The following is a 24,083-nucleotide window of genomic DNA, read 5'->3' on the forward strand; positions in this document are numbered from 1 at the left end:
AGTTGTAAAAGTAATCACTCACGTTTTAGAGCAATCATTCCTGTAAAGACTTTGTCTACGGAACTGCAGTTGTACTTCCCTTTTGAAATCAAAGTATTAGTTTCACAACTGTCCCTCCATAAATGATAGAATATACAGGATAAAGAAACTGAACAATGAAGTGACGTTCCGAGTTAAATGGAGGCATAATCATAATGGAGATTACAGAAAGCTATATCAAAAACCTGTTTAAAGACCATCTCTTCAGAAGAGGAAAGAAATACTACACAGAAGGCAGGGTCAGAAAATTAACCCGGCAGCCGGATAATTTTTCGTGGCATGCTGAAGTATCAGGGTCAAAAATCCACCATACGCAGGTTTCTGTAAAAAATAATGGCATCAGCAACTTCTGTACCTGCCCTGCCTTCTCTGCCTACGGGCAGTGTAAGCATACTTGTGCCACCCTGCTTAAAATTGCTGAACAGAGCCTTTCAGCTTCTCTAACTTCCGATGACACGGCCGATAATCCCGCTCGGCACGATCAAACCGAGCATTTCATTCAACTGTTTAAAGATTTTAAGCCTGAACGTACTGAAAAAGACATCCCTTCATATCAAGAAATACTTAAAGTGGAATTCACTTTACATGCAGAGGACGGTTATTATTATTTCACAGAAGGTGCTTCTTTCAGCCTGTCGATGAAAATCGGTACCAACCGGATGTACGTTGTTAAAGATATTGACCAGTTTTTCTTCAATATGACTGAAGGCATTGAGATGGATTTTGGAAAGAACTTCTTTTATGAACCGGATGTTCATTACTTTCAAGGCAGTGACAAAACAGTCATTGATATTTTGACCGACATCTGGAAAACTGAAAAATTTTATAAAACAAAATCACATGCATGGAATACCTCGCAGTCGAAAAAAATGTTGTCCATCCCTGTTTATGCAGCGGATTCATTGATTAACAACCTGCAGTATACAAACTGTAAATATGTTCAAAACGAAGACGAATATATGCATCTGACATTAATCACAGATGACATGCCGTTCACCTTCTCACTCGACCACTCAAACAATGAGTACCGTTTCACTGTCTCAGGAATTGAAGACAGCATTTACTTATCCGATTATCAATACTACAGCCATGAAGGAAACCTCTATAAAATCACAGACGCGCAGGGCGAAATGATTTCAGCCTTTCTGAATAATACAGATATACACGGCAGTATCAATTTCCCTGTTGCGAAAGATCAGGTTAAATCCTTTGTCACCCAGTCTGTGCCGAAAATAAAATCACTCGGTGCTGTGACTTTATCCGACACGCTGAAAGAAGATATTATCTCTCCGCCCCTCACCATCGAGTTATACGTTGAAATGGACAGCGGAATTTTAAATGTCAGTACCCTGTATAAATATAATGATATTGAAATCAATCCTTTGAAAGACTGGGAAGAAACACATGATACCGGGAATATTCTCATTCGTGAACTTTCTGCCGAACAGGCATTTATGGATATTCTTGAACATTCCCCTTTAAAAATAAAGAATCATGCCCTGTTTGTAGAGGATCCGGACGGCCAATTTGAATTTCTTTATGAAACGCTCGCCGTTCTCGAGCACCACGCAGATATCTATATGACCAGTACAGTAAAATCTTTAATGATGGAGATGCCGGACACAGGCAGTATCAGTGTGGACGCACCTTCTGACGGCGGGTATCTTGAGGTCGGTTTTAAAATAGACGGTATTCAGTCACAGGACATCCTGGACATTCTTTCTTCTATTAAAGAGAAAAAGAAATACTACCGGCTGCCGAACGGGTCCTTTATTCCCCTGCCGGAAAATGATGTACTTACGGATATGGCCGGAATTCATCACGACATGGCAAAAAATTCCGATACTGACAGTGACACTTTGATCCTGCCGATGTACCGCGGGCTTCAGGTGGAAGACCGGATATCTGATTTTAATGATATCCCGCGGACATTTAACGATGACTTTAAAGCATTCTATCAGTCACTTACTTCACCGGGTGAAGAAGATACACCGATTCCAGATACATTAAATGCCGAGCTCAGAGATTATCAGTATACCGGCTTCAAATGGCTGAAATCATTATCAAGATACCATCTCGGCGGTATTCTCGCTGACGATATGGGACTTGGTAAAACGCTGCAGTGCATTGCCTATCTGTTGTCTGAGAAAGAAGATGCACCCGGTAAGCCGTCATTAATTGTGGCACCTGCGTCCCTCACCTACAACTGGAAGAACGAATTTGAAAAATTTGCACCGTCGTTGAATGTTGAGGTCGTATCCGGAACAGTCCCGGAAAGAACAGCGGTTCTTAGATCCGACAATGTCCCGGATGTTTATATTACTTCATACCATACGCTTCGGCAGGATGTGGACTGGTATAAGGAACAAGTATTTCATGCAGTGATACTTGATGAAGCCCAGGCGATAAAAAATCACAGAACGAAGATTGCCAAAGCCGTCCGTTTAATCAGAGCATCCAAGCGTTTCGCTTTATCCGGGACACCGATTGAAAATTCCCAGGATGAATTATGGTCCATCTTCCAGGCTGTTATGCCGGGCTTTTTATATGATTATAAAGCCTTCCACAATATGGAACCCGAAACCATCGCACGAATTGTACGGCCGTTTATTATGAGACGGCTGAAAGAAGATGTGCTTGATGAACTGCCGGATAAAATTGAGAATACTTATTATACGGATATGAACCCGGAGCAGAAGAAACTGTACCTTGCCTACCTGGAAAGAATTCAAAAAGAGACAGCGAACGCACTTGAGACTGAGGGTCTCGCGAAAGGACGCATCAAAATCTTAGCCGGCCTGACACGACTTAGACAATTATGCTGCCATCCTGCCCTTTTTATTGAAAATTATACGGGAGATTCAGGGAAATTAGATGCTTTGTTTGAAGTAATTGAAAACGCCGAAGAAAACAACCGCCGGATATTACTGTTTTCACAGTTTCCGAGTATGCTTAAAATTATTCAGAATAAACTAAAGCAGACCGGACGAAGCAGCTATTATCTGGACGGCAGCACACCATCAAAAGAACGCGTTGAACTAGTAGAATCATTTAATCACGGTGATGAGGGGATTTTCTTAATTTCGTTAAAAGCAGGCGGTACCGGACTGAATTTAACCGGTGCGGATACTGTCGTTCTTTACGATTTATGGTGGAATCCGGCGATTGAAGAGCAGGCCATCGGACGCGCACATAGAATCGGACAGAAAAATATCGTCCAGGTCACCCGTTTAATTGCCCAGGGCACTATTGAAGAAAAAATCAATGACCTCCAGAAACAGAAAAAAGAAATGATTGATCAAATCATACAACCCGGCGAATCCTCTTTATCTTCGATGACAGAAGATGATATAAGGGATATATTGTCGATATAAAGAAACGCCGGTTCGAAAAAATAATTTTTTCGAACCGGCGTTCTATATTTACATTTTTGGAGAGCTATTTATATAGTACATTTACATCATCTTTTCTTCGAGCCCCAGTTAAATACTAGGCAGATGATTATGTTTTTATTTTATAAGATGCCGAAAAGTATATCAAAATAACTTTTCCCGGGTTTTAGTGAGATGTTGTGTTAACCTCATTGAAAAAGTCAGTAATATCAGTTAAATAACGGATACATTATTTAGAAATCCATCTTAAATTAAACTAATGGCTCATGTACTCCCAATTACTTTTGCACATTTAATCGTGCGTAATCTGTGCTTATTTTCAAACAAAATTTGAAGTATATTTAAAATAGAGAAATGAAAATCTAACAAGAAGGAGGCGAATGATGAACGATCGTAGTTTTAAATTATTAAACCTGCTGGTTAGAAGTAAAGGATTTATCACTATAGATTTACTCGCGGAAACATTAAATGTCTCACGGCGAAGTATTTATAATGATATCGATTTAATTAACACTTATCTGCATCACAGATATAATGCTTCAATTACGAAAGTCTACGGTAAAGGCATCTGCATCAGTGATTCTATTAAAGAAACCATGCGCAATGATATTGAACCGGATATGACCCATTACTATGAATTTGATAAGAATGAGAGACAAAGCTGGATCTATTTATATATAGCATGCATTTATGACACACCGTTATTTGTTGATGATTTGTGCAGCTTGTTCCGCGTCAGCCGGAGTACAGTATTAAATGATCTGCATGATTTAAAACACGGATTGTCCCCTTTTAACATTGAAATTAATTTTGATATTAAAAACGGCTACAACTTAACCGGAAATGAAGTTGAAGTAAGAAATCAAATCATTGATTATTACATGAAAATCAACCAGACAGAATTACTTCCGCTTATCCCTGAAGAAAGTATTCAGCTTTTTCAGTCACTCATCACATCCTATGAACACTCCATTAAGATAAAAATAACGGATGAATACAGAAATTTACTGAACAGCTGGTTCACTTTGTTTGGTATGAGGATGATTCAGAGCTGTTACATTGTGCTCGATAAAGAAGAAATTTCAGTCATTCAATCCACTAAAGAATTTTCAGCATTTGAAAACATATGTGCAGAGCAGAATATTTCAAAACATTATCCACTCAAAAAAACTGAACGCATCTATATGACCAGGTTTATGCTCAGTGCAAAATTGAAGAGTGTCCAGGACTATTACGCATCATCAGATATCGACAGCAGCTTGGAAACAGTCATTACAGCAATGATTGATGATTTTGAAAAGAATGCCGGTATCTTTTTCCAAGAGCGGAATTCATTATTCAGGAATCTTTTTTATCATCTGAAACCCGCCTATTACCGATTAAAATATGATATCCGCATTGAAAATCCCTTAAAAAATGAAGTTAAGGAAAAATACAAAGACATATTTAATTTGACTGAACGGGTGTCAGTTTACTTTCAGCAGTTTGTGAAAAAATTTTTAACTGATGACGAAATCGCTTTCATTGCAATTCATTTCGGCGGATGGCTGCAAAGAAATAAAATTAACATCGAAAATAAAAAATTAAAGATTATTCTGGTCTGTACCAACGGTATTGGGATTGCCCGTATTATGGAAAATCAAATGAGTAATTTACTTCCAGAATATGAAATCGTATCGGTGTCTTCCATCAGTGACTACAATGCCAGAGACGACTGGTCGGATATCGTTGATTTTGCGGTAACAACAAATCGCCTTAAAGATCGAGGTGTACCGATTATTAAAGTGAACCCTCTGTTTACAAAAGATGATAAAAAAGAGCTGCTTTCGATGGGGAAATCAGAGCATCAGTTCACTAAAGAATATGCTTTAAAAGATGCTGAATCTCTGATGCAGATTATCGCCCAGCATGCAGATATTAAACATATCGGCCAGTTAAAAGAAGACATTCTGAAATTTATAAAGGAAAAGAATGAAATACACAGTGTGGATAAACCGTCACTGAAATCATTATTAACAGTCAGTCACATCCAAATATTAAATGGTATTGAAAACTGGGAATCAGCGATAAGAACTGCGGCAGCTCCGTTGTTAAATGACCACACCATTACATCTCAGTATATTCAAAAGATGATTGAAATCGTCAAAGTACAGGGCACTTATATGATGGTGACTGATGATATCGCCCTGCCTCATGCGTCAAACCTTGATGGTGTGAACCAGACCGGATTAAGTATTTTACTCTTAAAAGAACCTGTATTCATGATGGACCGACATGTACGCATGTTTATCGTACTTGCTTCTGTCGATAACGAAAATCATATCGGTGCAATTACTGATCTGACACAGATTTTCAGAGACAAAGAGAAAGTACATGCATTAATGAATGCTGACAACCCACAGCAGTTTCACACCATTTTATTCTCTCATTCGACTGGAGGAATTCTATGAAATTTTTAAATGACTCATTAATTGAGATTGATGATTTATCCAAAACAGCAGAAGAGGCTATTAAATCAGGCGGATCTCTTCTCGTATCAGAAGGGAGTGTAAAAACAGAATATATTGATGCGATGATTGCATCACTTCAGTCCAACGGTCCGTATTTTGTAATCGCACCAGGTATTGCGATGCCGCATGCAAGACCAGACGATGGTGTAATTGAATCATCAGTATCACTCATCAAACTGACCCATGCGATACCGTTCGGCCACACTTCAAACGATCCGGTAAATCTAGTGTTCTGTATCGGTGCGACCTCCGGCAATGAACATTTATCACTGCTTCAAAAATTAACACGATTGTTAAACTCCAAAGAAACGACAAAAGCATTAATGAATGCAGACTCGGTCTCACAAATAAAATCAATTTTAGAAAAGAGGAATTAATATGAAGAAAATACTCACAGTATGCGGACTCGGTCAGGGAACCAGTTTAATTTTAAAGATGAATGTCGAACAGGCGTATACGGATCAGGGGGCAAGAGTGGATGTTGAAAACACAGATCTATCCGCCGCTTCAGGAATGAGAGCTGATTATATTTTTACCAGCAGAGAACTCGCAGACAGTTTAAAAGATCATCCGGCAGAAGTCATTGTTGTGAATAATTTTTTTGATATGGATGAAATCACTTCAGCAGTCTCAAATACGATTAGTTAAGGGGTGCTACACATGGAAACAACAACAAATATTGTGATGTGGATTGCGGCGAATATTTTCGGACAGCCTGCGATTTTAATCGGTACCATTGTTTTAATCGGGTTACTCGTTCAAAAAAAGACAGTCAGTCAGGTCATTACCGGAACATTTAAAGCAATTATCGGGTTTTTAATCATCACACTCGGTGCCGGTATTATTGCGGATGCATTAACCGTATTTGAACCTTTATGGGCAGAAGTATTCAATCTGTCCGGTGAATCTTTTTCAGATTATATGGGTCAAGGTGAGTTTACCAACCAGTACGGTAGTATTGTTGCGTTAGTCATGTCACTTGGTTTCCTGATTAATGTGCTGATTGCGAGATTTACACCGTTTAAGTATATTTATCTGACCGGACACATGATGTTCTGGACCACAACAATCTTTGCCGGTATTGTTGTTCAGTCCTCACCGGATGTCGGGTTCTGGCAGCTGGTTATTTTCTTATCTGTCATCATGGGTGTCTACTGGGCACTGCAGCCAGCAATTGTCCAGCCGTTTATGAGAAAAGTGACCGGCAATGACCAAATCGCACTCGGTCACACTTCCGCATCCGTATCATTGATCGCAGCCTTACTCGGAAAATGGTTCGGCAACAAAGAAAATGATTCTGAAAAAATCAAAGTGCCTGAAGGTCTTGAATTCCTGAGAGATTCCAATGTAATCACAGCACTTACCATGGGGCTGTTATTTGTCACAGGTGCAATTATTGTCTCACTTCGTGATACACCGGGCGCTGCTGAACTCGTCGCGTCATCCGGTGAACAGAACTTTATCATCTATGCCATTATCCAGTCCTTTACCTTCACTGCAGGGATTGCGGTCGTTTTAGTCGGTGTCCGTATGTTTATCGGTGAAATGGTACCCGCATTTAAAGGGATTGCCACTAAAATTGTACCCGGTGCAAAACCGGCACTGGATTCACCAATCGTATTTCCTTATGCACCGAACGCAGTGATACTCGGATTTTTAGGTGCATTTGTCGGCGGGTTAATCTGGTTATTTGTTCTCGGCAACACTGTTGCATATGTATTTGTACCGACAATGATAGTCTTGTTCTTCCACGGTGCGACAGCCGGTGTATTCGGTAACGCGACCGGTGGTGCAAGAGGTGCCGTCATCGGCGGTTTCATGACCGCAACGATTGTCGCCTGGGGTCAGTATGTAATGGTTCGAATGCTTTTATCGGATACGATTCCAGATACAGCCATGTGGGCTGCCGACTCAGATATGTTCATACTCGGACCAATAATCAAGATGCTGGCACAATTATTTTTTTAAAGGAGCATAGCCTATGATTAGAACACTCTCCGGCGACATACAAAAGACTGAACTTGGTTTTACCTACAGTCACGAACATATTGTCTGCCGTCCACCTTACTGGGTGGAGAAAAAAGAAGATGATTTACTGTTGGATGATAAAGAAAAATCACTGAAAGATGTCATGGATTTTAAAAATATGGGCGGTAGTACGATTGTCGATGCGACCGCTGTCGATTACGGCAGGGATGTCCAGAGCATTAAATATATTTCGGAACAGTCCGGTGTAAACATCATACTGACTGCCGGTTTTAATAAAAGTTTTTTATGGAAAGCAAAACTGCCGGACCATTTAAAAGAAGCGATTGGGGACTACACCACTTATGAAGACTGGATTGAATCGGCTTCGATTGATCAGTTAACTGCATTTGTCATCAGTGAAGTGGAAAATGGTATGGAAGGAACACCTCTTAAAGCTGGACAAGTGAAGTTCGGAACCGGATACAACAGTATCACTCCGCTTGAAGAGAAAACACTGCGGGCGGTGGCACGTGCCCATCACCATACGAAAGCCCCTATGCATTCTCATACTGAAGCAGGCACGATGGCACTCGAGCAGATTAAACTGTTAAAAGAAGAAGGTGTTAACTTAAACTATATGAGCTTCGGTCATATGGACAGAAACTTAGATCCGTACATTCATGAACAAGTCGCAGACACGGGTGCCTATCTGTCATTCGACGGCATTTCAAAAATTAAATATGCACCGGAAAGCGCACGGATTCAAGCCATTCTTGAACTTGTATCAAAAGGATATGAAAACCAGATATTAATCAGCGGAGATACCGCACGAAAAAGCTATTACAAACACTATTTGTATGGGCTCGGGTTATACAATATTATCGGAAACTGGGTGCCCCGCTTCATTAATGAAGCTAATCAGCAGGGATTTGACGGTGAAACATTAATTAATAAATTTTTTATCGAAAATCCCGCCCACTGTTTTTCTTTCAAGGAGTGATTGACTGATGATGTTTCAAAATGAAAACTCATATGACATTAAAGAAAAAATTAAATCCGCACCGGTGGCGATTCTGCCGGTCGGTGCTGTTGAGGCGCACGGTCACCACCTGCCGCTTGGAACAGATAATATTCTCGCAGAAATAATGGCAATAAAACTCGCAGAGAAAGTAGACAGCTTTGTTCTGCCGACACTGCCCTACGGTCAGGTTTGGAGTCTCAGAAACTTTCCGGGCAGCATAACTGTAAGTAATCAGTCGATTATCAATATGATTGTTGATATCGGCAAAAGCTTATATCAACAGGGCTTTAGTACTTTTGTGATGTTAAACGGACATCTCGGCAATCAAAATGCATTAAAGGACGCCGCAAGAGTACTGTATGATACAGTCCCTGAATTAAAAACATTTTACTTCTTTTATCCGGGGATGAACAAATATGCCGGTGAAATACGGGAAAATACCGCATCACATGATGTTTACTTTCATGCATGTGAGATAGAAACGTCTTACATGCTGTATCTGTCACCGACGGATGTTGAGATGGATAAAGCAGTCAATGATATTCCCGTCATCCCGATGGATGCCGATTCAACACCGACACCATGGGAGAATTTCACATCAAGTGCAGTTCTTGGCGATGCCACTGCTGCCACTGCTGAAAAAGGAAAGTATATATTAGAGCGTGTCATTATGAATATGGTTAATATATTATTAAACACAAAGGAAGATGATTATGATTCATGAGTACTTTAAAGAAGTGAGCCGTCTTTTGACAATGATTGAGGAAAATGAAATTAAAAACATGAAGACTGCGGCACAAATGATTTCAGATGTCATTCAAAATGATGGTGTTGTCTATATGTTTGGATGCGGACACTCGCACATTTTGACTGAAGATATGTATTACCGTGCAGGCGGTCTCGTACCGGTACAGCCCATACTGCATGGACCGGTCATGCTTCATGAGGGACCGGTCACCTCCTCAAAGCTTGAAAAGACGAATGATTATGCCCGGACATTTATCACGGGCTATCCAATCACAAGTAAGGATTTAGTTATTGTAATTTCTACATCTGGACGTAATCCAGTGCCGGTCGATGTTGCGCTTTATGCAGAAGATAAAGGAGCTAAAACAATTGGTATCACATCTATAGAGTATTCATCCCGTCACACTTCAAGGCACACGGACGGGAAAAAATTAATGGACTGCGTCGATTTGGTGATTGATAATCATGCACCGCCGGGAGACGCTGTGATGTCTCACCCCGATATCCAGGAAAAATTCTCTTCAAGCTCTACTGCGACAGGCAGTATGATTCTAAACAGTATTTTTTCTGAAGCCGTTTTTATCATGAAATCCACCGGCTATGAACCGCCGATATTCTTAAGCGGTAATTTAGATGGTTCTTCGAATCATAATCAAACACTCATCGACAAGTATAAAGAGAGGGTGAAACTGGATTAAATTAACAATATCAATTAAACGATTCAGTTAAAGTATCAACAAATATGTAATAAAACGAACAAGCATAATATTGACTATTAAAAAGTCAATATTATGCTTGTTTATATTTTCATACTTGGTTAATATTTACTTATTTTATTTCTTTGCTCTGAAAATAGATATGGAAAGCTTGAGTTTCTTTATCTAAGAAATCAAAGCAAATATATTACTGAATATCACTTCATTAGATAGAATGATATTCTTATTTGTTCTTTTCTGCAGCTCATTTTTAAACATTAAATTATATCCCATACAGTCACAGATGACATGATTCATTTCTAGATTATTCAATTCTTCAGCAACTCGGTCTATATCATCTTCTGTATAGTTATAAGGTGAAATATCCAAAATTACAGTATCTATTCCGACCTTGTCCCATTTTTTTATAATATAATCCACCTGTTTTTTATCCGGAACCAAAACACAGATTTTTTCATCAAAAACTGTACTTATTATATTTCCAACAAGTTTATCAGGATAAATAATAGGCTTAGTAGAATCAAAGAATTCAAACTCTCCTGTACATGCAATAAGAATAATATCTGTATCACCTTTCTCCAGTTCAGCAATAGTATCCTTCACCTTTTCTACAGCGAACGATTTATCGAGCTGAACCTGCCCACCGTCTTTTAATCTTGATACCAGTATATTGTCAGTCACAGGCTTTGGAAAATCATTTTTATATTCATCTAATATTCCAATATGTTCTATTATAATACTGCTGTTTTCTTTCAGAAATTCATTAAAATCGGTTCTCGGTGCCTGTCCGATAGTCACTAAACTCAATTTCATATTATCACTTCCAATACTATTGTATAGTCATTAATCATTAATAAAAGGTTCCTTAAATAAGGAACCTTTTACTATTACTCTTCTAATGAAATATTTGTGCCATTTGAACTGACGACATATATGGATCCATCTGCTGATAAATTAAATCCTTTAACGCTGTCACTGATACCAGTTGAAATATCCAGGTTATCAAGTTCAACTGTTGGATAATCCTGCATGATTAATTCCATCGCTTCCTGATATAATACCGCTCTTTCATCCTGATCAATTGTTTCAGTTACAGCTCGGTCCAGAAGTGCATCCACTTCAGGGTTGCTGTAGCCTTTACCGTTAGCGTTAGAACCGATTTGATCTGAATGGAATCTTTGATCCAGGAAGAAATATGGATCCGGATACCAGGACCATCCACCAATATTCATCGGTGCATTACCCTGACTGATTGTATCAGTTAAAGTTCCCCATTCGGAGACGTTGATATTTACATCAATATTTAGGTTTTCTTTCATCTGATCTTGGAAAATTGTCGCATAATTTGTTCTTGTATCGAGTACATATAAATCAATTTCAAAACCATCTGCATACTCTGTTTCCGCTAAGATTTCTTTTGCTTCTTCAGGATTGTATTCAGGTTTCAGTGATTCCAATGATTCATCGTAACCCCATGAACCTCTTGGCAGCGGCAGATAGGAAACTTCTCCTCCGCCCCACTGATGAACACCGTCAACAATCTGCTGTGTATCTGTCGCTTTTACAATGGCTTCCCTGACTTTTGGATCTGCTGTCGGTCCTTCTGTGAAGTTCATATCAAGGTAAGTAATTGATAGTCCGGGCGTTGATAATAATTCCAGCCCCTCTGTTGTTTCAATAATTTCCCTGTTCTGCCCGGTTACATTCGTTGCAATATGAATATCTCCGGAACGAATTGCATTCCCCATCATCGATTCATCTGAGATAAATTTAAATACCACACCATCCAAATAAGGCTCTTCACCCCAGTAATTCTCGTTCTTTACTAAGTTAACCTGTTGGCCTGTCTGCCAGCTGTCGAGTGTAAATGCGCCTGTTCCAATAAGGTTAGCTCCAAATGCATCACCATGTCCTTCAACTTCCTCCTGCGGGACAATCATATTGCCTGAGTCTGTCAGCATATTAATTAAAGCTGCATTCGGTTCTTCAAGATTCACAGCAACTTCAAAATCGTCAGTTACATCCACACTTTCTACACCAACAAGCCTGTTTTGTACAGACTCTTCGGATGATCGTTCAAGACTGTATTTAACATCTTCCGCAGTCATTTGTCTGCCGTCCTGATACTCACCTTCCTGGAAATATACATCGTCTCTTAATGTAAATGTATATGTCATCATATCCTCAGAAATTTCCCACTCTGTTGCTAAAGAAGGAACAATCTCCTCTAACTCCTGATCATATACTACAAGTGTATCACCAATCTGTCTCATAATTTGTGATTCATATACACCTGTATATAAAACCGGGTCTAACGTAGATGCATTTGATGAAAGTCCAATATTGAGTGTCCCTCCTGATGTCTGTTCTCCTTCTTCTCCACCTTCTTCACTTGTAGTTTCGGAATCTGAATTCGAACCACATGCAACTAAAACCAAAGCTAAAGCAAATACCAGTAAAAATTTTAGTTGTTTCATTTACCCCACCCCTATTTCATATAGTGAAATCAACATTTATATATTGAATTATAATGTATTATTACAGAAAAAATATTAATTGTAAAGTATATATTTTCATTTTTGAGAATAAAATGATTTTTCAGAATATATCTTTACACATTTATAAACTAATGATATATTTCATATAATAAAATCAAGATTCATATAATGAAAAGAGGGGTTATGATGACACGGTTTTTATTTAGAAGAATACTTCAGTTAATACCGACTTTGTTTGTAGTTGCAATTATTGTATTCTTCATCACACGTTTACTTCCGGGTAATCCGGCAGCAGTAATGCTTGGTCCACAGGCCAGTGTTGAAGATATCGAGAGATACTCTGAAGAGCTGGGATTGAATGATCCTATTTTTGTTCAATTTATCAATTACCTCGGAGACTTAATTACATTCAACTTTGGGAATTCGCTTTCATATAATGCACCAATTATTGATTTGATATTGGAAAGATTTCCAAATACTATTATCCTCGCTATGAGCGCATTAATACTTGCTGTATTAATTGGGGTCCCGGCCGGAATTATAGCTGCACGAAAACAAAATTCATTCATCGATTACATTATTACTACATTCTCATTGGTCGGTGTATCGATGCCTATCTTCTGGCTTGGAGTGATGCTTGTGCTGCTCTTTAGTGTCAATCTTGGAGTATTACCGGCAACCGGAATGGCAAACTTCATGGATAGCCCAGTAGAGTTTTTCAGGCATTTACTTCTCCCGAGCATTGCTTTATCAACCATTCCAATGGCAGAATTTGCAAGGATTATAAGGTCAAGTATGCTGGAAGTTTTAAAGCAGGATTATGTAAAGGCAGCAAAATCCAAAGGTATCAGCGAACGGGTTGTAATTTACAAACATGCACTGAAAAATGCAGTTACCCCGCTCCTGACCGTTATTGGACTGCAGTTTTCAAATTTACTTGGAGGTGCAGTATTAACTGAAACCATATTCAGCTGGCCGGGGATGGGACTTCTTATTGTTGATGCGATAGAACGCCGGGATTTTATCGTTGTTCAAAACACAGTCATTTTTATCGCATTAATCTATGTCACGATTAATTTAATTGTTGATATTTTATATAAAGTCGTGAATCCAAAAGTTAATTTTGATTCTAAAAAGGGGTGATGATTTATGAAAGATCCAAATATTTTAACTGATGAACAGATGTATGATGCTCATTATGCAAAATCAAAAAAGGAACAGTCTTTTTTCCGCAAGTTGATTAGAAATAGATTTGCAGCTATTGGTTTAATCGTTATCATCCTTCTAATTATTATCGCAGCATTTGCACCATGGATTGCCACACACAGTCCGAATTCAACACAAATTGGTAAATCGTTTCTACCAGCTGGAACTGACGGTCACCTGCTTGGTACTGACAGTTACGGCCGGGATATTTTCAGCCGGCTGGTATATGGGGCAAGAATTTCAATAATGGTCGGTATATCGGCTGTTGTATTTGGTGCAATTCTGGGTTCTTTTCTCGGATTGATATCCGGATATTTCGGAGGTGCCATTGATGCAGTGATTATGAGAATAATGGACGGTATGATGGCTTTTCCTTTTATACTGCTTGCAATCATTTTAATGACTGTTTTTGGTCAAGGTCTTACAAACGTCATTATTGCAATCGGAATTGCCAATATTCCCGGCTTTGCAAGAATTGTCCGCGGCCAGGTATTATCGGTAAAAGAAATGGAATATATTGAAGTATCTAAATCAATAGGTGCGAGCAGTGGCAGAATAATTTTTCATCACATCGTACCGAATAGTATTGCCCCACTGATTGTTTACGCAACGATGAGTGTCGCCGGAGCTATACTGTCTGAAGCAGCACTCAGTTTCCTCGGTCTCGGTGTTCAGCCGCCGACCGCAACCTGGGGAAGCATGCTTCAAGAAGGAAAGAACTTCTTAGTACTAAATCCTGAACTCGCAACATATTCAGGACTTGCAATCTTAATTACTGTATTAAGTATCAATATTTTTGGTGATGGATTAAGAGATGCGTTAGATCCAAAAATGAAAATATAGGCAGGTGAAATTAATGAATAACTATTTGTTAGAAGTAAAAAATCTTGAAGTTCAATTCAAATCAGGATCTATAGTGACGAAGGCAGTCAATGATGTCAGTTTCTCACTCGGTTCTAATGAAAATATAGGTATTGTCGGTGAATCCGGATCTGGTAAGAGTGTCACTGCAACTTCCATACTGAAATTAATTCCAAGTCCTCCCGGAAACATCTCAAAGGGTGAGATTTTATATCAGGGTGAAAACATTGTTAAGAAAAATGAAAGAGAAATGAGAAAAATACGCGGAAATGAAATATCCATGATTTTTCAGGATGCTTCTACAAGCTTGAATCCCGTATTCACTGTAGGCAACCAGCTGATAGAAGCCATTGTTACACACCAAAAGTTAGGTAAAAAAGCAACAAAACAAAAAGCAATTGAGATGCTTTCACTTGTTGGGATACCTGCTCCTGAAAAAAGGCTCGGAATGTACCCTCACGAGTTTTCCGGGGGGATGAAACAACGTGTAATGATTGCAATCGCCCTTTCATCAAATCCTAAATTGCTAATTGCTGATGAACCGACAACTGCACTTGATGTTACTGTACAGGCTCAAATGCTTGACCTTATGAAGTCTCTTCAAAATGAAATAGGGATGTCTATTATTATGATTACTCACGATTTAGGCGTTGTATGGGAAACATGCCAGAAGATGATTGTAATGTATGCAGGGAAAGTAATGGAATCCGGTGATGTAAAAGATATCTATAATAATCCGCTTCATCCGTATACATGGGGACTTCTTGATTCACAAATTACAAGTGAACAGGATAATGACAAGCCGCTGTCAACAATTCCGGGAAGCCCGCCTGATTTAAGTTTCGAATTAAAAGGATGTCCATTTGCAAAACGCTGCCCTTATGCAGCCGATAAATGTTTTGAAGAGATGCCGTCACTTGAAGCAGCAGACGGTTCTCATAAAGTCGCATGCCATTTTCAAGCGCCGAAACCACAGCTGATAAGAAAAAATAAGGAGTGAGTACTATGACCCAGACGATTTTAGAAGTCAATTCTTTGAAGAAACACTTTGACATTCCAAATAAAATCCCGCTTTTTCCAAGCAATCAAAGTGTTAAAGCTGTTGATGGTATCTCCTTCGATGTATATAAAGGTGAAACTTTAGGTATAGTCGGTGAATCTGGATGCGGTAAATCAACAGTTGCACGCATGATCAGTCAAATTATATCCCCTTCTGATGGTGATATAAAATTCAATAAACAAAATATCGTTGAACTGCACCGTAATGAATTAAAACAATTAAGAAAATCTATTCAGATGGTTTTTCAGGATCCATATTCTACATTGAATCCCAGAAAGAAAATTGGAGAACTGATAGAAGAACCTCTCGTTGTTCATAAAATCGGCACTAAAAAAGAACGTAAGGAGAAAGTGGAAGAGTTACTTGAAACTGTCGGTATTAATAAACGCTTTTATGATCGGTATCCTCATGAATTTTCCGGCGGTCAGAGACAAAGAATTAATATAGCACGAGCACTTGCACTGAACCCCGACATCATTGTATGTGATGAACCGGTGTCTGCTCTGGATGTTTCTATTCAGGCCCAAGTATTAAATTTACTTCGAAGTCTTCAACAGGAATTTAATTTAACATATATTTTTATATCACATGATTTAAATGTTGTCAGATATATTTGTGACAGAATTGCTGTGATGTACTTAGGTAAAATTGTAGAAATCGGCACTTATGAAGAAATATATGAAACACCTAAACATCCCTATACAAAAGCATTATTAGCTTCAATTCCAAAAGAAAGTCCTTTTGATGATATTGACAGGATTCCTTTGAAAGGAAATATACCCAGCCCAATTAATCCACCTTCCGGCTGCTCATTCCATGAAAGGTGTCCTTTCGCTATAGAACAATGTACTAAAGATATACCTGAATTGCTGTCTAACGAAGGAAACAACCATTTGGCTGCCTGCCATGTGGTCAATAATAAGGAGGAAAATAAATGACTTTAAAACACGTAATGAACCTTTTTGACATAATGGATGATATTAATGTAGATGGTGAAAGTGTAAAAAAATATTTGCAAAAATTTAATGATAAGATAGATGTTCACGTTTCCAAAATTACGGATGAAGAAGGCAGTACAGACTTTGTGAAAGTAATTGTCCCCGGCAGTTCAGGGAGGCTGTCCGGCGGCAATGCCCCAACATTAGGTATAGTCGGCAGACTCGGTGGTATCGGCGCCAGACCAGAAATGGCAGGTTTTGTTTCTGATGGAGACGGAGCACTGGCAGTAATGTCCGCTGCTGCGAAGCTTCTTGATATGCAGAATAAAGGGGACACGCTTACAGGAGATGTCATCCTTACGACACATATCTGTCCTAAAGCACCTACTCAACCTCATGACCCTGTTCCATTTATGGGCTCTCCCGTTTCCATCGAAACAATGAATAAATATGAAGTGACTGATGAAATGGAAGCAATTCTGTCTATCGACACAACTAAAGGAAACAGGATTATTAATCATAGAGGATTTGCAATTACACCTACTGTAAAAGAAGGCTATATTTTAAAAGTTAGTGATGACTTACTGGATATTTATGAAAGGGCTACCGGAATACTTCCGAAAACAATGCCGATAACAACACAGGACATTACTCCATACGGTAATGACATTTTTCATATCAATAGTATACTACAGCCTGCAGTAGCAAGTAACAGCCCGGTTGTTGGTGTGGCGCTCACAACAGAAACTGCAGTGGCAGGATGCGGGACTGGAGCCAGTCATATGACGGATATTGAATCTGCCGGAAGATTTGCCATTGAGGTAGCTAAAGAATACGGACAGAAAAAATGTTCTTTTTACAATGAACAGGAATTCAAACTTATAACAAAATTATACGGCAGCATGTCACATTTACAGGCTGCAACTCAAAAAGAAGGGGCACAATAAATGAATATCAATAAATTAAAAGATGAACTATTCCAATATGTTGATGACCATTCAGAAGATTTAATTGAATTATGCAGCAGACTGATACAATTCCCAAGTGAAAATCCTCCCGGTGACACAACAGATATAACGAATTTTATCGAAGATTACTTAACAGAATCCGGTCTTAATATTGAACGGTACGAATCAAATGATAAGATGTTCAACTTAGTAGCAACTACTGGTGAAAAATCAATGGAATATAATAATCTGATTTTCTGTGGTCATTCTGATGTTGTACCTGCTGGTGACAAAAGTAAATGGTCTTTTGATCCATTTTCTGGGGAAGTTAAAGACGGCTGGCTTCTTGGCCGCGGTGCAAGTGATATGAAGGCAGGTCTTGGGGGATTAATTTTCGCAACTGCGTTATTAAGCAGAAAGAACATCGAGCTACCAGGATGCCTGACCCTGGCCATTGTTCCCGACGAAGAGACCGGCGGCGAGTTTGGTGTCCCATGGATTCTTGAAAAGGATTTAATTGCCGGTGACGGCTGCTTAATTGCTGAGCCTTCCTCACCTCAAAATCCGACAATCGGTCAAAAAGGATCTTATTGGTTCAAACTCACTACCTACGGTACACCAGGCCATGGCAGCCTTTCCCCACTAGCCGGCGGTAATGCGATTGTGGATTTGATTGCAGCTGTTCAGGAAATACGAAAATTATGGGATATTGATATTACAATTCCCAATGAAATAAGACCTTTATTGAAAGAGTCAAAAAGATATATGCAGGAAGTTGAAAAGGAGAGAGAAGAATTTTATCCAGTTCTTGAACATATTACTGTAAATATTGGTAAAATTGAAGGAGGGACAAAATCAAATGTCATTCCGGAAAAATGTACTGTCGAAATTGACTGTAGACTGCCTTTTGGAATCACCCAGGATGAAGTGACTGAAAAAATTTCAGAATTACTTGCCCCGTTGAATATAGATTACGAAATCGAACGATTTGGTTTTAAAAGTAATGCGAACTACACTCCTGCAGACGATCCTGTTTGTAAGAGTATTACCGATAATATTGAAGTTGTAAGCGGAAAAGAAGCTTATGGTGTAATGCAGTGGGCAAGCAGTGATGCAAGACATTTCCGCGACTATAATATTCCAGTTTTACAATACGGACCTGCTCACCTCTCTACTATACATGGATATGATGAAAGGGTCCGAACGGAGCAGATTATTACATGCTGTAAAGTTTATCTTGGGGCAGCAATTGATTATCTCTATACTACTAAATAGATTTGAGGCGATGCGAATTGTTAAAAACGCTAGATCTTTCATTAAAAGTACTTGAACTCTTTAAAGAAAGAAATGAATGGTCACTTAAAGAACTTTCTGAGTATATGGATGAGAACACGACCAAAATATATCGTATTGTTGATACCTTAGAAAAAAGAGACTTTCTAAAAAAAGATGCTAATACAAAACGATACAAGCTGGGTGTTGGAATACTGGAACTCGGAAATAAAGTGAATTCAAATTTTGAATTTAAAGAGATCATACACCCCTACTTACTTTATTTAACTGAAAAGACTGGAGAATCTTCATTTTTTACAATTCTCGAAGATAATCAGGCACTGACATTAGATGCTGTTTCAGGAAAAGGGCGCATTAGATACGCAGTCACAACAGGCAGTACCGCACCACTGTATGCAGGTGCATCGTACCGGTCAATCTTAGCCTATCTCCCCGGCTATCTGATAGACGCAACTTTATCGAACCGAATTGAACAGTTTACTAAAAACTCGAAAACCAACCCAAATCTTATAAGACAGGACTTGATTTCAATTAGAGAGAACGGTTATGCAATTTCACATGGAGAACTGACCGAAGACGTGATTGCAGTTGCCGTACCAATATTTATAGGTGGAAAGATTATTGGCTCTCTCACCGTCTCCGGACCTGCATACAGAATTACTGATAAAGACGTAGACAGCTATATTCAAATTTTATTTGAAACAAAGAAAATTATTGAAATGAATGAACAACTGCTGAAGATTGTTTAATTATTAAGGGACTCTTCTATTCAATGTAGAAGAGTCCCTATTAATAATATTTTTATCATCTATTTCTATGTTTAGATGTTAAATTCTGTTACCCCTGGTTCTATTGTAACCATTCTCATAAGATTTATAATTCTTTATAAATGTTCTTTCCAGCTCATTTAATGAATTAAAACCACTTTTTTCAAGAGAAACCATTCTAATCATCCACTTATCTCCATACTTATAATCCGCATACACATCTCCATTTCCCCGGCCCGCAAAGTGATTATATACTCTATCATAAACTTTTTTACCCTGTCCGATATAATATAGATCCTTGGATTTATTGTGCAATATGTATATCCCGGAAAAGTTATAATTCTTTGAATACAGTAATTCTCCCCTTCCTCTTTGATTCATTTTTCTAATCTCTAAAAACTCTTCTGGAGAAATTTCGACTGCATTAACAGTCAGCCTCTCCACTTTATCTCGAATCATCCTATTATATTCTTTGGTTTTCTGATACTCATTAATACTAAGAATGATATACAGTACAACACTACCAATAAATAAAAATATTGCTATGTAAAGGAGACTATCAAAGAAATTAAAGAAACCTAATAATTCGTCCATCATATCAACTCAATTCTTTAATAATTTTTAAACTTTAATCATTAGTCGATAAATAAGTCACCCGGCGACAAACCGATTTCTCAATTCACCAAGACTTTCAATTTTTATCACAACTTCATCGCCTTCTCTTAAATACACCTGATCCGCTTCATCACGCCCCATTACGACACCTTCCGGCGTACCTGTCAAAATAATATCCCCGGGCTTTAATGTCATATGTCTCGATACATAGCTGATAATCTCCTCACAGTTAAATATCATATCTGACGTATTTGAGTTTTGACGCAATTCCCCGTTTACTAGAGTCTGGATTTTTAAGTTTCCGGGATTTTCTATTTCATCACTCGTTGTGATATACGGTCCGACAGGTGCAAAGCCATCACTAGTTTTACCGAGCAGCCACTGTACTGTACGCATTTGAAGATCTCTTGCCGACAGGTCATTTGCCATCGTGTATCCGAACACATAATCAAGTACATCTTCTTGTGCTATATCTTGTCCTTCACTGCCGACTACAATCGCAAGTTCTGCCTCATAATCCAGTTTTTCCGTCACTTTGGGAATTTTAATTTCCTCACCGTGCCCTGCCAGTGCGTTATTAAATTTGCTGAATAAAATCGGGACTTCAGGATAAGACATGTCTGTTTCAACCGCATGTTTTCTGTAATTTAACCCGACACAGATTATTTTTTCAGGACTAGTTACCACCGGTCCAAAACGACATTCACTTTCTTTATATATGTAAGCCTCATTCTCTGAATAAGAAAGATTCTCTACGTATTGAATCAGTGCTTCATCATTCGATTCAATACTTTCCTCCACACTTTTCGGTACTGTTTCATCGGGATATATTTCAAGTGCCTCGTTTATGTTAATCACAATTCCATTATGATATACGCCGAGTTCACTCTTATTATTAATCAAATTACAAATTTTCATGTGTATTCCTACAAGATTTTAAATATGACTGATTAGCCGGCGATATTTCTGACTATTTCATCAAATTATAACATGAATCATATGAGTTCTGTGTGCCGCACTTTACATCGTGCTCCTTCTTCTATACCATTAAAAGTGAAATGAAAACTACATACTTGAAGCACTAGGGGCGCTGTTTTATAACGGCTGAGACGAATCAATCGGACCCTCAACTACCCGATCTGGATAACACCAGCGTGGGGAAGTGCAGTTCTGTTCAAACATTGAATCGTTGATAAACATGGACTGCATTCCCTCTGGAATGTAGTTTTTTATTTCCAAAAATAATTTGGAGGTTTTATGAATGTCAGAAGAAGTCTGCAGTACAGAAAGAATTGCCGGGGCACAGTTTAACTTAAGTGTTATGAGTGATGATTTTAAAGAGATTATTTTAGGAGCACTTGCTGAAGTTGATACTGCCAATGTTTGGAAAGATACGGATGATGTTTCAACATGTGTGCGGGGGAAACCCGTTCATGTATTTGATGTGGTCAAAGCGATTTATCTGCATGCTGCTAAAACAGGTGAACACGTGGAAATGAGCGGTACTTTTTCAATCGGCTGCCCGGGTGACAGTTCCGGCGATACGTACATGGATCGAGGCGATACGCCGGCAAATGAGGACAACGCATCTTCAGTATCTCAAAAAGCAGGCTGTAAATTTGCATTATATCCGCTGAACACCGGAAACTACATGGACGTTATTTATGAACAGATTGACTTGTCCAAAGAGCAGAATGTCACAGTCACTCCGAGCCATTATGCGACACGTCTCGACGGTGAAGTGAATGATATTTTCAGGGCTCTTCAAAACGCATTCATCAAAGTTCAAAATGTTGTCAGTCACACGACCATGACATTTACCATTTCTGCAAACAGCCCGTCGAGTAAACAATAATCACTGCCGCTGCCACTTCCGGCAGCGGTTTTTACTGTCCGCCGTGAAATACCTGACGCAGGAATGCACCTTCCGGCACCTGCAGCGTATCATATGATTCAAGGAATGCCCTGTTGTCATATTCAACTTCGTTTAGTTCAATCTTTATCTCTCCTTGATTGAGCCCCACCACAGCATACCTTGCCGTCGGTTTGTCATGACAGCCAAGCGCACCCGGATTTAAAAAGATCGTCGCTTCATTTTTAACACAGTGTACTGGATGATGGTGTCCGAAACATATTAAATCCTGAGGACAACCGTCAAACAAACGCATGATGCTGTCATCCTTCTCAGAAACAATACTGCTGAACGGATCTTTGCTGATATGAAAATCTTTCTTTTTATCATCCATATGATAATGGGTAAATAAAATCTTCTTCCCGCAGGAAGTCACCTCCATTGTGCGCGGCAGCTCACTCATTTTCTGTATGAAGGACCGCTCCATCCTACTCGCAATCCACTCATGATGCTTTCTAGAGGCTGCGTGACTTTTTGGGTATGGTTCTCCCTTTAATAAAGCAAGTACCGCTTCATCATGATTACCCGTAATCATTGACACATCACTCCGGTCAAAAAACATTTCAAGAACTTCATTTGTATCCGTCCCAATTGCTATAATATCGCCTGTACAATATATATGATCAACATCTTTTCTGTCATCAATCTTTTTTAACACCTCTTTTAATGCCGGTGCGTTACCGTGAATATCTGTAATTAATGCGAATTTCATTTGGCTCACCTATCAGTCTGACTTAGAAAAATCATATCACACTTCAATAACTGCAGACGTGGATTAGGTAAATAGTATCGCCCGACTTCCTGTGAACATTCATCTATTACTAATATGACTGTAAATCGCTTTCCAGTCCGTGTTGAAATATTTACGTACAATAAACACTGAAGCAGCAGTCATTTCTGTTTCTTTAGATGAATCGAGCTCAATATTATATTCTTTCATAAATTTAAGGAATGCATCAGAGAATGGTTGATACTGAGGATTTTCAAAAATAGAAGTTTTGTAAACAGAAGTTTTTAAATCAAAAAGGTATTTAAAGAATTCATTGATACCGTAGGGGAAATCATACATATCTGACGGAAAATTAATATCATCAGGATGGTAAAAAAGAATGTCGAGTATATCTTCATTGGTAAAATAATGGATGGATTCGAGAGGGATTTCAAAAGTGGATGGGTTGATTTCTTCAATGTTAAAAAATTTGCGACTCGTATACTGAAAGATATAGGTCTTTGTATCATCTGAGGTGAGAACAAAAAAATCAAGAAGAAAATCAAGGTCAATAATGTCTAAATCATCAAGATGACTGCTTTCTTTTAAATCGAATGTCTCAGGTTCATCAAATATCGTACTAACGTAACCGTCTTCCGACATCGTTCCCTGTTTGTAGTAAACACACCAGGGGGCATTCGTGTCATTGAAATGCAGAGACTTATTATGCATTTCACCTTTTAATACTAATTTAGGTTTGTCCATATAAGCATCACTCCTCCCTTATTAATATACCCTGAAAAGTAGAATATTAAGCCAGTTTCAGATTTTCTTTAGAAGAAATAATCTGTAAATGATAAAAAACTATACATAGTATGAATGCA

Annotated in this window: 22 protein-coding genes and 1 riboswitch; of the genes, 16 read left to right on the forward strand and 6 right to left on the reverse strand. The window is 38.6% G+C overall.

All coding sequences use genetic code 11. The features are described 5' to 3' along the window. Nucleotides 1-194 precede the first annotated feature (194 nt). The 8 genes from ACFSX4_RS05630 (at nucleotide 195) to ACFSX4_RS05665 (ending at nucleotide 10,375) form a co-directional block, all read left to right on the forward strand. Nucleotides 195-3,413 carry a DEAD/DEAH box helicase gene (locus ACFSX4_RS05630; protein WP_377772401.1) on the forward strand — a complete coding sequence of 1,073 codons (3,219 nt, stop codon included), beginning with the start codon at nucleotides 195-197 and terminating at the stop codon, nucleotides 3,411-3,413. 401 nt (nucleotides 3,414-3,814) lie between these two features. After that, the gene (locus ACFSX4_RS05635) at nucleotides 3,815-5,881 is read left to right on the forward strand and encodes a BglG family transcription antiterminator (protein ID WP_377772403.1); all 2,067 of its coding nucleotides are present in this window, start codon (nucleotides 3,815-3,817) and stop codon (nucleotides 5,879-5,881) included. Next, nucleotides 5,878-6,318 (forward strand): PTS sugar transporter subunit IIA, encoded by a 441-nt coding sequence (locus ACFSX4_RS05640; RefSeq protein WP_377772405.1) that lies wholly within the window; start codon nucleotides 5,878-5,880, stop codon nucleotides 6,316-6,318. Before ACFSX4_RS05635 ends, ACFSX4_RS05640 begins: the two co-directional genes overlap by 4 nt. Before the next feature lies 1 nt (nucleotide 6,319). Then, nucleotides 6,320-6,589 (forward strand): PTS sugar transporter subunit IIB, encoded by a 270-nt coding sequence (locus tag ACFSX4_RS05645; protein WP_377772407.1) that lies wholly within the window; start codon nucleotides 6,320-6,322, stop codon nucleotides 6,587-6,589. A 12-nt stretch (nucleotides 6,590-6,601) separates the two neighbouring features. Next, the gene (locus ACFSX4_RS05650) at nucleotides 6,602-7,909 is read left to right on the forward strand and encodes a PTS ascorbate transporter subunit IIC (protein ID WP_377772409.1); all 1,308 of its coding nucleotides are present in this window, start codon (nucleotides 6,602-6,604) and stop codon (nucleotides 7,907-7,909) included. A 13-nt stretch (nucleotides 7,910-7,922) separates the two neighbouring features. Beyond that, complete coding sequence (locus ACFSX4_RS05655; protein ID WP_377772411.1) at nucleotides 7,923-8,909, forward strand: phosphotriesterase family protein; 987 nt, start codon at nucleotides 7,923-7,925, stop codon at nucleotides 8,907-8,909. 7 nt (nucleotides 8,910-8,916) lie between these two features. Then, the gene (locus ACFSX4_RS05660; RefSeq protein WP_377772413.1) at nucleotides 8,917-9,654 is read left to right on the forward strand and encodes a creatininase family protein; all 738 of its coding nucleotides are present in this window, start codon (nucleotides 8,917-8,919) and stop codon (nucleotides 9,652-9,654) included. After that, nucleotides 9,644-10,375 carry an SIS domain-containing protein gene (locus ACFSX4_RS05665; protein WP_377772415.1) on the forward strand — a complete coding sequence of 244 codons (732 nt, stop codon included), beginning with the start codon at nucleotides 9,644-9,646 and terminating at the stop codon, nucleotides 10,373-10,375. Before ACFSX4_RS05660 ends, ACFSX4_RS05665 begins: the two co-directional genes overlap by 11 nt. A gap of 183 nt (nucleotides 10,376-10,558) precedes the next feature. Here ACFSX4_RS05665 and ACFSX4_RS05670 read toward each other — a convergent pair whose 3' ends face one another. Beyond that, nucleotides 10,559-11,206: an AroM family protein gene (locus ACFSX4_RS05670; RefSeq protein ID WP_377772417.1), complete on the reverse strand. Its 648-nt coding sequence runs from the start codon at nucleotides 11,204-11,206 to the stop codon at nucleotides 10,559-10,561. Between the two features lie 74 nt (nucleotides 11,207-11,280). Beyond that, nucleotides 11,281-12,870, reverse strand: a complete 1,590-nt coding sequence (locus ACFSX4_RS05675; protein ID WP_377772419.1) for an ABC transporter substrate-binding protein — start codon at nucleotides 12,868-12,870, stop codon at nucleotides 11,281-11,283. Nucleotides 12,871-13,077: 207 nt separating this feature from the next. On the opposite strand from ACFSX4_RS05675, the gene ACFSX4_RS05680 reads away from it, so the two are divergent. Genes ACFSX4_RS05680 through ACFSX4_RS05710 form a run of 7 tightly spaced genes read left to right on the forward strand, consistent with a single transcriptional unit; the run spans nucleotide 13,078 to nucleotide 19,945 of the window. Next, nucleotides 13,078-14,034: an ABC transporter permease gene (locus ACFSX4_RS05680; protein ID WP_377772421.1), complete on the forward strand. Its 957-nt coding sequence runs from the start codon at nucleotides 13,078-13,080 to the stop codon at nucleotides 14,032-14,034. A 39-nt stretch (nucleotides 14,035-14,073) separates the two neighbouring features. Next, nucleotides 14,074-14,940 carry an ABC transporter permease gene (locus tag ACFSX4_RS05685; protein WP_377773459.1) on the forward strand — a complete coding sequence of 289 codons (867 nt, stop codon included), beginning with the start codon at nucleotides 14,074-14,076 and terminating at the stop codon, nucleotides 14,938-14,940. 13 nt (nucleotides 14,941-14,953) lie between these two features. Next, nucleotides 14,954-15,958: an ABC transporter ATP-binding protein gene (locus ACFSX4_RS05690; protein ID WP_377772423.1), complete on the forward strand. Its 1,005-nt coding sequence runs from the start codon at nucleotides 14,954-14,956 to the stop codon at nucleotides 15,956-15,958. Between the two features lie 5 nt (nucleotides 15,959-15,963). Then, nucleotides 15,964-16,956, forward strand: a complete 993-nt coding sequence (locus ACFSX4_RS05695; protein WP_377772425.1) for an ABC transporter ATP-binding protein — start codon at nucleotides 15,964-15,966, stop codon at nucleotides 16,954-16,956. Then, nucleotides 16,953-17,903 carry a DUF1177 domain-containing protein gene (locus tag ACFSX4_RS05700; protein ID WP_377772427.1) on the forward strand — a complete coding sequence of 317 codons (951 nt, stop codon included), beginning with the start codon at nucleotides 16,953-16,955 and terminating at the stop codon, nucleotides 17,901-17,903. Before ACFSX4_RS05695 ends, ACFSX4_RS05700 begins: the two co-directional genes overlap by 4 nt. Further along, nucleotides 17,904-19,178: a M20 family metallopeptidase gene (locus ACFSX4_RS05705; protein WP_377772429.1), complete on the forward strand. Its 1,275-nt coding sequence runs from the start codon at nucleotides 17,904-17,906 to the stop codon at nucleotides 19,176-19,178. A 17-nt stretch (nucleotides 19,179-19,195) separates the two neighbouring features. Then, entirely contained in the window at nucleotides 19,196-19,945 is a 750-nt protein-coding gene (locus ACFSX4_RS05710; RefSeq protein ID WP_377772431.1) for an IclR family transcriptional regulator, read from the forward strand. A gap of 78 nt (nucleotides 19,946-20,023) precedes the next feature. On the opposite strand, the gene ACFSX4_RS05715 is transcribed toward ACFSX4_RS05710, so the two are convergent. Both ACFSX4_RS05715 and ACFSX4_RS05720 read right to left on the reverse strand, forming a co-directional pair. Then, complete coding sequence (locus ACFSX4_RS05715; protein ID WP_377772433.1) at nucleotides 20,024-20,557, reverse strand: GIY-YIG nuclease family protein; 534 nt, start codon at nucleotides 20,555-20,557, stop codon at nucleotides 20,024-20,026. 57 nt (nucleotides 20,558-20,614) lie between these two features. Next, nucleotides 20,615-21,496, reverse strand: a complete 882-nt coding sequence (locus ACFSX4_RS05720; protein ID WP_377772436.1) for a fumarylacetoacetate hydrolase family protein — start codon at nucleotides 21,494-21,496, stop codon at nucleotides 20,615-20,617. Nucleotides 21,497-21,651: 155 nt separating this feature from the next. After that, nucleotides 21,652-21,756, forward strand: a riboswitch (TPP riboswitch). An 83-nt stretch (nucleotides 21,757-21,839) separates the two neighbouring features. Between ACFSX4_RS05720 and ACFSX4_RS05725 the strand changes: the two genes are divergently transcribed. Continuing rightward, entirely contained in the window at nucleotides 21,840-22,433 is a 594-nt protein-coding gene (locus tag ACFSX4_RS05725) for a YkoF family thiamine/hydroxymethylpyrimidine-binding protein (RefSeq protein ID WP_377772438.1), read from the forward strand. A gap of 31 nt (nucleotides 22,434-22,464) precedes the next feature. Here the strand turns inward: ACFSX4_RS05725 and ACFSX4_RS05730 are convergent, their stop codons facing one another. Then, nucleotides 22,465-23,202, reverse strand: a complete 738-nt coding sequence (locus tag ACFSX4_RS05730; protein WP_377772440.1) for a metallophosphoesterase family protein — start codon at nucleotides 23,200-23,202, stop codon at nucleotides 22,465-22,467. 99 nt (nucleotides 23,203-23,301) lie between these two features. After that, nucleotides 23,302-23,964 (reverse strand): hypothetical protein, encoded by a 663-nt coding sequence (locus ACFSX4_RS05735; protein ID WP_377772442.1) that lies wholly within the window; start codon nucleotides 23,962-23,964, stop codon nucleotides 23,302-23,304. Between the last annotated feature and the right edge of the window lie 119 nt (nucleotides 23,965-24,083).

The sequence above is a fragment of the Corticicoccus populi genome, assembly GCF_042686195.1.
GTDB classification, from domain to species: domain Bacteria; phylum Bacillota; class Bacilli; order Staphylococcales; family Salinicoccaceae; genus Corticicoccus; species Corticicoccus populi.

Coding starts and splice junctions, on each gene's coding strand:
- ACFSX4_RS05655 (WP_377772411.1), top strand. CDS start 7,923: ATGATTAGAACACTCTCCGGCGACATACAAAAGACTGAACTTGGTTTT.
- ACFSX4_RS05735 (WP_377772442.1), bottom strand. CDS start 23,964: ATGGACAAACCTAAATTAGTATTAAAAGGTGAAATGCATAATAAGTCT.
- ACFSX4_RS05700 (WP_377772427.1), top strand. CDS start 16,953: ATGACTTTAAAACACGTAATGAACCTTTTTGACATAATGGATGATATT.
- ACFSX4_RS05645 (WP_377772407.1), top strand. CDS start 6,320: ATGAAGAAAATACTCACAGTATGCGGACTCGGTCAGGGAACCAGTTTA.
- ACFSX4_RS05640 (WP_377772405.1), top strand. CDS start 5,878: ATGAAATTTTTAAATGACTCATTAATTGAGATTGATGATTTATCCAAA.
- ACFSX4_RS05725 (WP_377772438.1), top strand. CDS start 21,840: ATGTCAGAAGAAGTCTGCAGTACAGAAAGAATTGCCGGGGCACAGTTT.
- ACFSX4_RS05720 (WP_377772436.1), bottom strand. CDS start 21,496: ATGAAAATTTGTAATTTGATTAATAATAAGAGTGAACTCGGCGTATAT.
- ACFSX4_RS05665 (WP_377772415.1), top strand. CDS start 9,644: ATGATTCATGAGTACTTTAAAGAAGTGAGCCGTCTTTTGACAATGATT.
- ACFSX4_RS05705 (WP_377772429.1), top strand. CDS start 17,904: ATGAATATCAATAAATTAAAAGATGAACTATTCCAATATGTTGATGAC.
- ACFSX4_RS05730 (WP_377772440.1), bottom strand. CDS start 23,202: ATGAAATTCGCATTAATTACAGATATTCACGGTAACGCACCGGCATTA.
- ACFSX4_RS05690 (WP_377772423.1), top strand. CDS start 14,954: ATGAATAACTATTTGTTAGAAGTAAAAAATCTTGAAGTTCAATTCAAA.
- ACFSX4_RS05670 (WP_377772417.1), bottom strand. CDS start 11,206: ATGAAATTGAGTTTAGTGACTATCGGACAGGCACCGAGAACCGATTTT.
- ACFSX4_RS05675 (WP_377772419.1), bottom strand. CDS start 12,870: ATGAAACAACTAAAATTTTTACTGGTATTTGCTTTAGCTTTGGTTTTA.
- ACFSX4_RS05660 (WP_377772413.1), top strand. CDS start 8,917: ATGATGTTTCAAAATGAAAACTCATATGACATTAAAGAAAAAATTAAA.
- ACFSX4_RS05695 (WP_377772425.1), top strand. CDS start 15,964: ATGACCCAGACGATTTTAGAAGTCAATTCTTTGAAGAAACACTTTGAC.
- ACFSX4_RS05685 (WP_377773459.1), top strand. CDS start 14,074: ATGTATGATGCTCATTATGCAAAATCAAAAAAGGAACAGTCTTTTTTC.
- ACFSX4_RS05715 (WP_377772433.1), bottom strand. CDS start 20,557: ATGGACGAATTATTAGGTTTCTTTAATTTCTTTGATAGTCTCCTTTAC.
- ACFSX4_RS05630 (WP_377772401.1), top strand. CDS start 195: ATGGAGATTACAGAAAGCTATATCAAAAACCTGTTTAAAGACCATCTC.
- ACFSX4_RS05650 (WP_377772409.1), top strand. CDS start 6,602: ATGGAAACAACAACAAATATTGTGATGTGGATTGCGGCGAATATTTTC.
- ACFSX4_RS05680 (WP_377772421.1), top strand. CDS start 13,078: ATGACACGGTTTTTATTTAGAAGAATACTTCAGTTAATACCGACTTTG.
- ACFSX4_RS05635 (WP_377772403.1), top strand. CDS start 3,815: ATGAACGATCGTAGTTTTAAATTATTAAACCTGCTGGTTAGAAGTAAA.